11 protein-coding genes and 1 pseudogene are annotated in these 12,555 nt (G+C 74.0%); 7 read left to right on the top strand and 5 right to left on the bottom strand.

Annotation, left to right across the window (positions count from 1 at the left end; all coding sequences use genetic code 11):
- A pseudogene (locus ACFCX4_RS14315) lies at nt 1-311 on the bottom strand (FAD-binding oxidoreductase); the annotation flags it as partial.
- 71 nt (nt 312-382) lie between these two features.
- Between ACFCX4_RS14315 and ACFCX4_RS14320 the strand changes: the two are divergent.
- The 3 genes from ACFCX4_RS14320 (at nt 383) to ACFCX4_RS14330 (ending at nt 2,238) form a co-directional block, all read left to right on the top strand.
- A complete protein-coding gene (locus tag ACFCX4_RS14320) occupies nt 383-679 on the top strand; it encodes a hypothetical protein (protein WP_376142049.1) in 297 nt (98 codons plus the stop codon).
- A 97-nt stretch (nt 680-776) separates the two neighbouring features.
- Nucleotides 777-1,301 carry a hypothetical protein gene (locus tag ACFCX4_RS14325; protein WP_376142052.1) on the top strand — a complete coding sequence of 175 codons (525 nt, stop codon included), beginning with the start codon at nt 777-779 and terminating at the stop codon, nt 1,299-1,301.
- 145 nt (nt 1,302-1,446) lie between these two features.
- A complete protein-coding gene (locus tag ACFCX4_RS14330) occupies nt 1,447-2,238 on the top strand; it encodes an arylamine N-acetyltransferase (protein ID WP_376142097.1) in 792 nt (263 codons plus the stop codon).
- A gap of 122 nt (nt 2,239-2,360) precedes the next feature.
- On the opposite strand, the gene ACFCX4_RS14335 is transcribed toward ACFCX4_RS14330, so the two are convergent.
- The gene (locus ACFCX4_RS14335; RefSeq protein WP_376142054.1) at nt 2,361-2,894 is read right to left on the bottom strand and encodes an NUDIX hydrolase; all 534 of its coding nucleotides are present in this window, start codon (nt 2,892-2,894) and stop codon (nt 2,361-2,363) included.
- 229 nt (nt 2,895-3,123) lie between these two features.
- On the opposite strand from ACFCX4_RS14335, the gene ACFCX4_RS14340 reads away from it, so the two are divergent.
- Entirely contained in the window at nt 3,124-3,777 is a 654-nt protein-coding gene (locus ACFCX4_RS14340) for a hypothetical protein (RefSeq protein WP_376142057.1), read from the top strand.
- 40 nt (nt 3,778-3,817) lie between these two features.
- Here ACFCX4_RS14340 and ACFCX4_RS14345 read toward each other — a convergent pair whose 3' ends face one another.
- Nucleotides 3,818-4,354, bottom strand: coding sequence for a hypothetical protein (locus tag ACFCX4_RS14345; protein ID WP_376142059.1), 537 nt, complete (start codon nt 4,352-4,354; stop codon nt 3,818-3,820).
- Between the two features lie 78 nt (nt 4,355-4,432).
- The gene (locus ACFCX4_RS14350) at nt 4,433-5,797 is read right to left on the bottom strand and encodes an LCP family protein (RefSeq protein ID WP_376142061.1); all 1,365 of its coding nucleotides are present in this window, start codon (nt 5,795-5,797) and stop codon (nt 4,433-4,435) included.
- 517 nt (nt 5,798-6,314) lie between these two features.
- On the opposite strand from ACFCX4_RS14350, the gene ssuE reads away from it, so the two are divergent.
- From ssuE to ACFCX4_RS14365, 3 genes are all read left to right on the top strand, one after another.
- Nucleotides 6,315-6,869: an NADPH-dependent FMN reductase gene (ssuE, locus tag ACFCX4_RS14355; protein ID WP_376142063.1), complete on the top strand. Its 555-nt coding sequence runs from the start codon at nt 6,315-6,317 to the stop codon at nt 6,867-6,869.
- A 365-nt stretch (nt 6,870-7,234) separates the two neighbouring features.
- Nucleotides 7,235-8,023, top strand: coding sequence for an ABC transporter ATP-binding protein (locus tag ACFCX4_RS14360; RefSeq protein ID WP_376142066.1), 789 nt, complete (start codon nt 7,235-7,237; stop codon nt 8,021-8,023).
- A gap of 22 nt (nt 8,024-8,045) precedes the next feature.
- Nucleotides 8,046-10,613 (top strand): ABC transporter permease, encoded by a 2,568-nt coding sequence (locus ACFCX4_RS14365; RefSeq protein WP_376142069.1) that lies wholly within the window; start codon nt 8,046-8,048, stop codon nt 10,611-10,613.
- Between the two features lie 146 nt (nt 10,614-10,759).
- On the opposite strand, the gene ACFCX4_RS14370 is transcribed toward ACFCX4_RS14365, so the two are convergent.
- On the bottom strand, nt 10,760-12,460 hold the full coding sequence (locus ACFCX4_RS14370; RefSeq protein ID WP_376142071.1) for an LCP family protein: 1,701 nt from the start codon (nt 12,458-12,460) through the stop codon (nt 10,760-10,762).
- Nucleotides 12,461-12,555 lie beyond the last annotated feature (95 nt).

The raw sequence follows: 12,555 nt of genomic DNA on the forward strand, positions 1-12,555 counted from the left end.
GCCCACCACCGCGTGAAGGGTTCGCGGGCCAGTTCCGGCAGTCGGCCGCCCCGCTCCCGGTCCAGTCCCGGTACGGGGACGCGTCGGGCCAGGGCGTTGACGGCTCCCGCCGCCCGGAGGCGGGCGATCAGGCGGAGCCGGTCCGGTAGGCCGCCCAGGGTGTAGTGGGACAGCGGGCGGATCCGGCCCGCCCAGTGGTGGTGCAGGAACTCCGCCTTGTACGTCGCCATGTCCACGCCCACCGGGCAGTCGCTGCGGCAGCCCTTGCAGGCCAGGCACAGGTCCTGTCGATCCCTCGCTCCGCGCCGTCGCCTCACTACCTTGAGCCGCACCGGCGGGCCGCGATGGGGCGGTCCTGCTCCGGTCGAAAGGAAGTGGACGCATGAAGCGACGCACCGCAACCGTCCTCGGGGCCTGGCTCACGGCCGCCGCCCTCGCCGTCGCCGTCCCGAACAGCGCGTACGCGGCCCACGGGGTGCTGATCATCGACGGCTCCGCGCACCAGGATCCGAGCGGCTGCTACACGCTGGGCGACTTCGTCCGCCCGGTGGTGACCAACCTGACCGACTCGGTGATCCAGGTCCGCAGCGGAACGGACTGTTCGGGCGGCGTCGAGGCGCTGGTCGTGCCCGGGCAGATCTACGCGCCGGTCTCCGGGCGGAGCGTGCTCGTCCCCTGACGCCCGTGCGCGGGAAGTCGGCCCGTCCGACTTCCCGCGCCGGATCCGGTTGACAACTTTGGTTACCAAATTCGCTTGCGTTAACTATGGTTGTCGCATGACGATGCCTCAGATCACTCCGGACGAACGGACCGAGCTCGCCAGGGCCCTTCTCGACGCCCTGGATCCGCTCGCCACGGCGGTCCGTGCCCGGACGACCGGCGAACCCGTGCACCGCATGTGGGACGCCGACCCGGCCGACGTGGCGCTCACCGTGCTCGCCACCTGGAAGGTGGTGGACGCCGAGGTCAAGCGCCTGACGGAGATCGCCGCCGGCACCGCCGGGTCCTACGGCGCGAGCTACGAGCAGCTCGGCGCGGCCTGGGGCATCACCCGCCAGGGCGCCCGCAAGAAGTGGCCCGACGCCGTCCTCCGCCCGCCCGCGGGCGAAGCCGTCACGGTCCTGGAACTCTTCGGCGGGACGGCCGAACTGACCCGGGATCCGACCGGCGGCCACTGGACCTGGACCGCCCGCGCCGCCGACGGCTCGCGGACCGCCCCTGCCGCCCCGCAGCCGACCAGGGAGGAGGCCGCCGCCCACGCCGGTGCCTACCTCCACCAGCACGCCACCGCCCGCCCCTGACCCCCGGTCCGCCGCCCCCGGGGCCGTGTCCGCTTGGATGGGTGGGGTGGACGAAGCCTCGAAGGACCCCGCGGAGCTCACCGGCACCGGCACCGGCACCGCCGCTGCCGCCGCCGACGTCACCGCCGGCCTCACCGCCGAGCAGGTGACGGCCTACCTCGCCCGGATCGGGGCCGGGCCGCCCGGGCGGCCCGGGCGGCCCGGTGCCGCCGGGCTGGCCCGGCTCCAGGAGGCCCACCTGGACGCCGTGCCGTTCGAGAACCTGGGCATCCACCTCGGCGAGCCCGTCGTGCTCGAACCCGCCGCGCTGCTGGAGAAGATCGTCACCCGGCGGCGCGGCGGGTTCTGCTACGAACTCAACGGCGCCTTCGCCGCGTTGCTGCGCGCCCTCGGCTACCGGGTCGACCTGCTCGCCGCCCGGGTCTTCGACGGCCTTCGGCCCGGACCGCCGTTCGACCACCTCGCCCTGCGGGTGGAGGCGGACGGCGCCGCCTGGCTGGCCGACGTCGGGTTCGGACGTTTCACCCGCCGGCCGTTGCTCCTCGACGAACGCGGCCCCCAGCACGACCCGGCCGGGGTGGCCGTCGTCGTCCCGGTCGCCGACGACGCGGGCACGCGGCTGGACGTCCACCTCGACGGCGAGCCGCAGTACCGCCTGGACCTGCGCCCCTGTCTGCTGACGGACTTCGTGCCCACCTGCTGGTGGCAGACCACGTCCCCCGACTCGCACTTCACCCGTGCGACCACCTGCTCCCGTCCCACCCCGGACGGCGGCCGGGTCACCCTCACCGGCACCCGCGCGACCGGCGGCACCCGCCTCCTGCGCACCGCCCCCGACGGCACCCGCACCGAGGAACTCCTCGGCGCCGAGGCGGCCCTCGCCGCCTACCGCACCCACTTCGGCATCGTCCTGGAGCGCCTCCCCACCGCCCCCTGAGCGTCACGGCCCGCAGCCGGCGGGCGGCCGGGGGAGTGCCGCCCGGCCTCCCGCCGCCCACGCCCCCTCCGCCGCCGCACCCGGCCCGGACGGGGACCCGGAGCCGCCTCCTGGGCCGTGCCCTACAGCAGACCGAGGTGGTCCAGCCCCAGGTAGGCCGGGCCCACGTCGGTGAGCCGGCCGCGGTGCAGCACGGTGGACCGGAACTCCTCCAGCTCCATCAGCACCACCTCGATGAACTCGTTGGGGTCGTGCGCGAGCCGGGCCGTGGGGGTGCAGTCGGTGGCGACGCAGGCGTAGCGCACGCCGTTGGAGTAGGCGTCGTGCCAGGTCGCGGTGACGAGCCGGACGTCGCCCCGGTAGCCGGTCTCCTCGGCGAGTTCACGGGCGGCCGCGGCCTCGGGGGACTCGCCGGCGTCCACCACGCCGCCCGGCAGTTCGTACAGCACGGCCCGCGGGCCCGGCCGGAACTGCCTGGTCAGCACGATGCGGCGGTCGGGCGTCAGGGCGACGACGGACGCGGCGGCGTACTCGTTGCCGAGGTGGTAGACCTCCTCCCGGCCGTCCGGCAGTTCGAAGGTCACCCGGTCGGCGCCGCGGCCGTACGCGCTGTGGATCTGCTCCCGGTGGAGCTCCCGCCAGTGTGTGTCGCCCATCCCAGCGGGCTCCTTCCGTGCGGCGCGCGCGGGCGCGCGTGGGGCTCCGGGGGCGCGTGCGGCGAGCTGTGCACGCGCAGGATAGCCGCGCGCCGTCCGCCCCGGGGGGATTCGCCGGAATCACACGCCGCGACCGGGTGTGCGCCGTATGCTGCGCGGGCGCGGCCGACCGGGTGAACGGGGCGGTCGTGGCTAGCTCAACTCCTTTCCGTGGCAAGGTGGTTCACCCATGAGGCAGACGAGTCGACGCAAGGACGACGGTGAGGTGACCTTCGAGCAGGTGACCGTCCTCTCCTTCGACCCCGGGGGCGACCTGCGGATCGACGGCGACGGCCGTGTCCTGCTGATGGGCGAGCCCGCCAGTCCGACCCGCATCCCGGTCCGGATCGCCCGGGAGAGCATGACGATCAAGCGCATCGCGGGCTACTGGGTCACCTGGGCGGAGTGGTTCGGCCCGGACGACATCCGCAACCACGCCCGCTGGGTCCCCGACGAGGAGTACGTCCGGCCGGACGGGGGCGGCCTGGAGGGGCGGCTGGACGTCACGGTGTCCGCGTACTGGGCGGTGGAGTGGGAGCCGGGCCGGGCGCGGCTGCGGACCAGCGAGGCGGTGGTGAGCTTCCCGCCGGGGGAGGCCGGCTGCGAACTCGTCCTGGAACGGCCCCAGCCGCAGTGCCCGGCGACCCTCGTCGTCCACCTGGCCCGCGCCCGCTGGTCGGAGGGACCCTTCGCGGACGGGCGCGGCGGCCAGGTGATCCACCACGGCTTCGCCGGCGAGCAGGAGGGCCGCGCCGGGCGGCCGGCCGCCGGCGGCCGCGGCGAGCCGGTCCACCGCTACGCGGAGTGCGCCACGGGCTACCTCCCGGGCGTGGTCGTCCGCTGAGGCGACCGGGCGACCCTGCCGCCGGGGGCGGGCGGCCCGTTCACCGCCCCGCCGCCTCGCCCGCCACGGCCGCACCCGCCGCCGCATCCACGACGGCCTCGCCCGCCACGGCCCCCCGCGCCCCGGCCGCAGTGCCCGGCCACCCCGCCCGCAGGCCCACCCGGCGGGCGGGGACCCCGGCCCAGATCTCGCCCGGCCCGGTGGAGCGGGTCAGTACGGCGTTGGCGCCCACCACGGTGCCCGCGCCGACGGTCAGCACCCCCTCCTTGCAGACCACCTTGGCCCCGGCGCAGAGCACCGCGCCGTCCTCCACCACCACCCGCCGCATCGCGCTCTCCTCCTGCGGCACCCACGGGTCGGCCCGGCCGACGGTCACGCCGTTGTACAGCGTCACCCCCGCCCCCAGGGTGGTGAGCGGGTGCAGCACGGTGCCGAAGCCCCGGTGGAACACGACGAGGCCCGGCCCGATCTCGGCGGCGGCCGGCACCTCCATCCCGTAGCACGCGAGCGCCTCCTGGACCAGGCGGCCCAGGAGGCGGTGTCGGCGGCGGTAGATCAGCACGGTGACGAGTGACATCCACCCATTGTGTCGGCGGCGTTACGGCGAGTCACGCACCCTCGGGCCGCACCCGCCGGCCGCGCGACGGGGCCGCGGCTACTTCACGTCGGGAACGGCGGTGTCGTTCTTGAACGCGTCGAAGACCTGCTTCGCCTTCGCGGTGTCCCACTTCACCGCCGACTCGCCCGTGTTGGTCTTGAAGTCGGGGTTGGCGATCGGCACGGTGATGCTCCTGCCGCTCCCGCCGTTGACGTCCTTCATCGCGAGGAACAGCGAGCCGAGGTCGGTCAGTCCGGCGTCCTCGTCGACGATCAGGGTGCCGAGGCCGGAGGAGACCAGCGGGTAGAACGTGAACGGGTTGAGCACGGTGGCCGGCGAGGCCGCCTGCTTGGCCAGCGCGCCGAGGAACTTCTGCTGGTTGCGCATCCGGCCGAGGTCCTGGTCGGCCATCTGGTGCCGCTGGCGGACGAAGGCCAGCGCCTGGGTGCCGCTGAGGGTCTGGCAGCCGGCCTTGAGGTCGAGCCCGGAGTCCTTGTCCTTGACGTCCTGCTCGATGCACATGTCCACGCCGCCGACCGAGTCGACGATGCCCACGAAGCCGGCGAAGCCGATCTCGGCGTAGTGGTCGAGGCGGATGCCGGTGTTGGTCTCGACGGTCTGTGCGAGCAGCTTGCCGCCGCCCGAGGCGAAGGCCGAATTGATCTTCGAGGTGGTCGCCTTGACGGTCTTTCCGTTCTCGCCGACGTGCTCGGGGATCGGCACCCAGGAGTCGCGCGGGATGCTCATCAGGGTGTTCCCGTTGTCCCCGACGTGCAGGATCATCATCGAGTCGCTGCGCTTCCCGCCCGCGTGGCCGGTGTGCAGGTCCTCCTCCTGGGAGTCGGAGAGGCCGTTGCGGCTGTCGGAGCCGACGATCAGCCAGTTGGTGCCCTTGCCCGCGGCCGGCCGGCCGGGGTAGTCGCCGAGTACGTTCTCGTGGTTGAGCTTGGCGTCCGCCCAGAACCAGGTGGAGACGGTGGTGACCATCAGGGCGATGATCACGCCGAACACCGACCACTTGACGATCCGGCGCCGCGGCCAGCGCGAGGAGCGGGCACCGGCGGGGGACCCGGGCCCGCCCGGGGCTATCGGCCCGCCCGGCCGCCCCGGTCCGCCGGGAGGGCCGCCGGCCGGCCCCGGGCCGCCCTGCGCCGGAACCCCGGGCTGTCCGTGACCCGGAGCCCCCGGCTGCCCGTAGTCCCGCGCGGGCCCGTAGCCGGGCGCCTGCGGCTGCCGCGCCTGCTGGGGCGGCTGGGGCTGCCGGGGTGCCGGGGCACCGGGGCCGCGCGGGTTCAGCGAGGACGGCAGCGGCGGCTCGGCCGTCCCGCCACCGCCGTGCCCGTACGCGCCGCCACCGCCACCGTTGCCGCCGCCGTACGGGTTCCCGCCGCCGCCCGGGCGGCCCTCCTGCCACGTGTTCATGTGGGAGAGGATGCCCGAAGCGCGGTCCGGTGACTCCCCCCGGGGGCCCCACCAGGGCCCTTGTAGCCGTTTTGATGCACGCACCGGATCGTTCCGGGGCAAGGTCCGGCCGGGCGCGCGCCCGGATCCCCCGTACGGCCGCCCGCCCGGCCGGGGGCCGCTCCGCGGCGGGCCCCGTCTCATCATCCGTCTCACCAGGTGTTCGCCTGGCGGGACGATCCTTGACCGTCCCGAACGCTGCGTGTTTGCATGACTGCCATGGATCAGCGATGGACTCTCACGCGTCGGCGGCACGTCGACCTTCTGCGTGTGTCCCGTTCGCTCTGTTGTGGCTGACGCGCACCCGTCGAAACCCCACCACTTCCTCCTCTCCCACGTTCTCGACGCTGCCTGCGCAGCGCGCTCGCCACTGCCCGCCGACCGGTAGGTCCCTGCCCGTCCGGCCCGGCGCGCCCCGCGCCCGGTGAGTGCCCCGTGCTGCCGAAGCGCCGCCCCGCTTCCTCCCCGAGGTGAACCCATGGCCACCGTTCTGTCCGTTTCCGGATCCCCGTCCGCGACCTCCCGCACCACCCGCCTGCTGCGTCTGGTCGACGCGCAGCTGGAGGAGCGCGGCCACCGCGTGGTCCCGTTCGAGGTGCGCAGCCTGCCGGCGCACGCGCTGCTCTCCGCCGACCTCTCGCACCCGGAGCTGGCGGCCGCCCTGGAGCTCTTCGCCGAGGCCGACGGCGTGGTGATCGGCACCCCGGTCTACAAGGCGGCCTACTCGGGGCTGCTCAAGACGCTGCTCGACGTGCTGCCGCAGTACGCGCTTCGCGACAAGGCCGTCCTGCCGCTCGCCACCGGCGGCTCGACCGCGCACGTGCTGGCGGTGGACTACGCGCTGCGGCCGGTGCTCAGCTCGATGGGCGCCGGACACATCACCCAGGGCTGGTTCGTGCTCGACCGTCACATCACCGTCCGGGAGGACGGCACGACGGCGATCGAGCGGGAGACCGACGTGCTGCTGCGCCCGGTGGTGGACGCGTTCGCGACCGCCCTGGACCGCCTCTCCACGCCGGCCCTGGCGTCCTGAGGCCGCCCGGCGCCCGCCGCCGAACCCCTGGGCCCCGTCCGGCGACCGCCCGGCGGGGCCCGTTGCCCTTCCGGACCCTGACGGGTGCCCGTCCGACCCCTAGGGGGAGGGGTCGGCCACCCCGTACAACTCGGGTTGGGCCGCTTCCTCCCGGCGGATGACGAGGAGGCGGGGCACCGACTCCTAACGTGGTTCACATCCCCGCCCGTCGGAGGCGGACCCGCTGCTATCGGGTCCGGGCCCCCGGTTCACCGGGAGGGTGGGGCTGACTCCCGGTCGAAAACTATCCCCAGCGCGATGTCGCCGGACGGGTGGAACGGACGAGGCTGGGGGCAACGGGTGGGCCCACTTCTTAGGAGACGACAGTGACGACGGCAGCAGCAGCCGTGTACGACCCCCAGCTTCCCGGCGGCGCCCCCGCCGTCGCCGCCTCGGCCCGTCGGGTGACCAAGTCCTACGGAACGGGCGAGACCAGGGTCACCGCCCTGGACGCGGTCGACGTCGACATCCAGCGCGGCCGCTTCACCGCGATCATGGGCCCCTCGGGTTCCGGCAAGTCGACCCTGATGCACTGCCTGGCCGGTCTGGACACGGTGACCGACGGGCGGATCTGGATCGGCGAGACCGAGATCACCGGCCTCAAGGACAAGCAGCTGACCAGGCTGCGCCGGGACAAGATCGGGTTCATCTTCCAGGCGTTCAACCTCCTCCCGACGCTGAACGCGCTGGAGAACATCACGCTCCCGATGGACATCGCCGGCCGCAGGCCCGACCAGGCCTGGCTGGACCGGGTGGTGGAGACGGTCGGCCTGTCGGGCCGGCTCAAGCACCGCCCGACGCAGCTCTCCGGCGGTCAGCAGCAGCGCGTCGCGGTGGCCCGGGCCCTGGCCGCCCGGCCCGAGATCATCTTCGGGGACGAGCCCACCGGCAACCTCGACTCCCGCTCCGGCGCCGAGGTGCTCTCCTTCCTGCGCCGCAGCGTCGACGAGCTGGGCCAGACCATCGTGATGGTCACCCACGACCCGGTCGCCGCCGGTTACGCGGACCGCGTGCTGTTCCTCGCCGACGGCGTGATCGTCGACGAGATGCACGCCCCGACGGCCGACTCCGTCCTTGAGCGCATGCGCCGTTTCGACGGCAAGCGCACCAGCTGAGCGGGCAGGGGCCAACAGGATCATGCTGCTCAAGACGTCACTGCGGAGCTTCCTCGCCCACAAGGGGCGGATGCTGCTCTCCCTGATCGCGGTCGTGCTGTCGGTCGCCTTCGTCTCCGGGACGCTGGTGTTCTCCAACACCGCGACCAGCACCTTCGACCGGCTCTTCGCGTCGACCGCCTCCGACCTCTCCGTCCGGCCCGCCAAGCCGGAGATCGGCGGCGAGGAGGACGCCCGGGCGAAGGCCCGCACGATACCCGCCGACAGCGTCGGCAGGATCGCCGCACTGCCGGGGGTGAAGTCGGCGATCGGTCAGATCATGGTGCAGAGCGCCACCCTGGCCGATCCGGCCGCCAACAAGCGGGTGGGCCCGACCACCGGCGCCCCCACGCTCGTCGGCAACTGGGTGGACACCCCGCGCAACCCGGTCGAGATCACCTCCGGCCACGTCCCGCAGGGTCCCGGCGAGGTCGTCCTCGACGCGGACACCGCCAAGAAGGCCAAGCTGGCCCTGGGCGGCAAGCTGCGCGTGATCACCGGCGACAAGCACGACTTCACCATCGTCGGCATCGCCACCTTCAAGACCACCAACCCGGGCGCGGCACTGGCCTTCGTGGACACCGCCACCGCCCAGAACGTCCTGCTCGGGCAGGGCGGCACCTACACCTCGGTCGAGGTGTTCGGCGACGGCAGCCGTACCGACGAGCAGCTCAAGTCCGACGCGCTGGCCGGCCTCGGCGCCGGCTTCCAGGCGAAGACGGCCGCCGAGCAGAAGGAGGAGAGCGCCAAGGACGTCGGCTCCTTCCTCGACTTCATGAAGTACGCGATGCTCGGCTTCGCCGGCGTCTCGCTGCTGGTCGGCGGCTTCCTGATCATCAACACCTTCTCGATGCTGGTCGCCCAGCGCACCCGGGAGATCGGTCTGCTGCGCGCCGTCGGCGGCAGCCGCCGGCAGGTCAACCAGTCGGTGCTGGTCGAGGCGCTGCTGCTCGGTGCGGTCGGCTCCACGCTCGGCATCGGCGCGGGCCTCGGCCTGGCGGTCGGGCTGATCCAGCTGATGAACGCGGCCGGCATGCACCTGGACGCCTCCGACCTGAAGATCGGCGCGAGCGTGTTCGTCGCGGGGTACGCGGTGGGCATCGTGATCACCGTGCTCGCGGCCTGGATCCCGGCCCGGCGGGCCAGCAAGATCGCTCCGATCGCCGCGCTGCGCGACCACGGCACCCCGGCCGAGCCCCGCTCGAACCGGATCCGGGCGATCATCGGCCTGGTGCTGACGGCCGCCGGCGCCGGTCTGCTGGCGCTGGCCGCGGGCGCCGACAAGATGGCCACCGGCGGGCAGTACATCGGGCTGGGCGTGCTGTTCACGCTCGTCGGTTTCGTCGTCCTCGGGCCGCTGCTGGCCACCACCGTGGTGCGGGTGCTCGGCGCCCTGCTGCCCACGCTGTTCGGCCCGTCCGGCAAGCTCGCCCAGCGCAACGCGATGCGCAACCCGCGCCGCACCGGCGCCACGGCCGCCGCGCTGATGATCGGACTGGCGCTGGTGATCGGTGCCTCGGTCTTCACCTCCACCGTGATCAAGTCCACCAACGTGCAGATCGACCGCTCGGTGGGCGCCGACTACATCGTCTCGGCCGGACCGACCGGCGTCTCCCCGGAGATCGTCGACGCCGTCCGCAGGACCTCGGGCATCGACCACGTCACCGAGCAGAAGTTCCTGCCCGCGATCCTCACCACCCCGGACGGCAAGGCCACGGAGGACGGCATCTCCGCGGTCACCGGGCGGTTCACCGACGACTTCACCCTGCCGGTCAAGACCGGCGCCGCCGACTCGCTCAAGCAGGGCTCGCTGGCGGTCGGCGAGGACTACGCCAAGGACCACGGCCTCAAGGTCGGCGACAGCATAAAGATCGACTACGGCCAGGGGCGGGTCCAGTCGCTGCCGGTCGGCGTCGTGATGAAGAAGGGCAACTCGCTCTTCGACGGCTCCACCTTCGCCGCGCTGGACACCGTCACCAAGGCGGTGCCCGCCGCCGACCAGCCGGTCGCCGCGGTGGCCTTCGGCAAGGCCGCCTCCGGGGTGGACGTCGCCAAGACCCTCACGGCACTGGAGGGCGCGCTCAAGGAGTACCCGCAGGCCTCGGTCCGTGACCAGGCCGGCTACAAGGAGCTCGTCCAGGAGCAGGTCAACACCCTGCTCTACATGATCTACGGACTGCTCTTCCTGGCGATCGTGGTCGCGGTGCTCGGAGTGATCAACACCCTGGCGCTCTCGGTGGTCGAGCGGACCCGCGAGATCGGCCTGCTGCGGGCGATCGGGCTCTCCCGCCGCCAGCTGCGCCGGATGATCCGGCTGGAGTCGGTGGTGATCGCCCTGTTCGGCGCCGTGCTCGGCACCGTGCTCGGCCTGGCCTGGGGCGTCACCGGGCAGCGGGTGCTGCGCACGCAGGGTCTGGAGGCGCTCGCCATCCCGACCACGACGATCCTGCTCACCCTGGCCGCCTCGGTGGTCATCGGCCTGCTGGCCGCGCTCATCCCGGCCTTCCGGGCCGGGCGGATGAACGTCCTCGCGGCGATCGCGACGGACTGACCCGCTGCGACCCCCGGATCGGGGGATCGGGGGTCGCACCGGGATCGACGGGGGACAAGGGGGGACCCGGGGGAACCGGGGGAACCGGGGAAGGGGCAGGGTGCCGTGCGCACCCTGCCCCGCCCGCTTGTGCGGGGGCGTCCGGGTCAGGGGCAGATGATGTCGCTCGCCCGCTCGGCGGCGGCCCCGGACGTTGCCGCCCCGCTCTGCGCCTCCGCCGCCGGGCCGGAAGCCGCCGGGCCGGAAGCCCCCGCCCCCGGGGAGGGCGCCGGGGGCGGCGATGCCGGGACGGCGCCCGCCGTCCGCCCGTCCGTCGCCCGCCCGCTCGCCGCCGCAGTGGCGCCGGCCGGAGCGGTGGCCGACGGCGAGGCCGGCGGCCGGTCCCCGCCCGCGTACAACTGGAGGGTCGCCCCGAGCCCCGGCACCGGCGTCAGCCCGGCTCCCGGCACCGCGCCCGCGAGGGTCCGCGCCGACTCCGCCCAGCGCGGGTCGTACCGGATGACCGTGCGCCCGGCCGCCGTGCCGGCCGGGGCGTTGGACGGCGCCCCGGTGGTGGCGAACCCGGCCCGCCGCAGCTCGGTGTCGACCCGGGCACCCAGCCCCGGCACGCCCGCCGCGTTGAACACCTGGACGTGCACCTGTTCCGGGGCGACGACGGGAGCCGCCGGGGCCGAGGGCTCCGCGGTCTCCGCCTCCCCGGCCCCGTCCGCCTCCTGCGCCCCGTCCGTGCCGCCCTGGTTGCCCTGGCCGCCCGGACCGCCCGGACCGCCGGCACCGTTCGTCAGCGGCCGCCCCTCGCGGACCGCGTCGAACAGCGCCCGGGAGCGCGCCCGGTCCCAGAGCACCGTCGACCCCCACCCCGCGACCGGATGGTCCACCGAGGCCAGCGGCACGGTCGCGAAGTCGGCCCGGCCGTCCCTCAGGTCCTTCATCCGGGTCGCCAGGGTGACCAGGTCGTCCGCCGCGAGCCCCTTGTCGGCCTTGACCGAGCCGAGCAGGCTGTCGGTCACCCGGGCCAGCCGCACCGGGTTGAGCAGGGTCCCGCTGTTGGTCACCTCGTGCAGCAGCTGGGCGACGACCTTCTGCTGCCGGTGCATCCGCCCCAGGTCGGCGCTGCCGTCCACGTGCCGGGCTCGCACGTACTTGAGCGCCCCCGCGCCGTCCAGGGTGCTGGTGCCCGCGGGCAGGTCCAGGCCCGAGTACTCGTCCTTGAGCGGTTTGGCGGTGCAGACCCGCACCCCGCCGACGGCGTCCACGGCGGAGACGAACCCGGCGAAGTTCAGCTGGAGGTAGTGGTCGATCCGCAGCCCGGTGTTCTGTTCCACGGTCGCGACGGTCAGCTGCGGGCCGCCCAGCCCGTACGCGGCGTTGATCTTCCCCTTCGCGGCCGGGACGTCCCGGCCGTTCGCCGGGTCCCGGTGGGCGGGGATGTCGACGTAGGAGTCACGCGGGATGCTGACCACACTGGCGCGGGAGCCGTTCCCCGCCAGCTGGACGATCATCATCGTGTCGGTGCAGTGGCAGGACTCGCCCCCGGCGTGCAGCACGTTCTTGAGCGTCCGCTCCGGGATGCCCTCGCGCTCGTCGGTGCCGACCACCAGGAAGGTCGTGGAGGCGTCGTCGGCCGGCGGCCGGGCCCGCTCGGCCCCGAAGGCGTCGACCCGGTCGATCGACCCGATGCCGTGCAGGACCGCCCAGCCGCCGCAGGAGGTGGCGAGGATGCCGAGAGCGATGCCCGCGGCCAGCCTGCGGGGCCAGCGCCGCCGCCGTCCGGACCGGGCTCCGAGCCGAGTGGACGAGGCACCGGCCGGGCCTCCGGACTGGGCGGAGAGGGGGGAGACGGGCATTCCTCGGATGGTAGGGGCGCCCTCGGCCGGGCCGGGTGAGGGCGCGCCGGGGCCGGGGAGTACGGTGGGCGCGATCGGTGAAACGTTCCTCCGCT

Origin of the sequence: Kitasatospora sp. NPDC056327 (genome assembly GCF_042261735.1) — a bacterium.
GTDB lineage: Bacteria > Actinomycetota > Actinomycetes > Streptomycetales > Streptomycetaceae > Kitasatospora.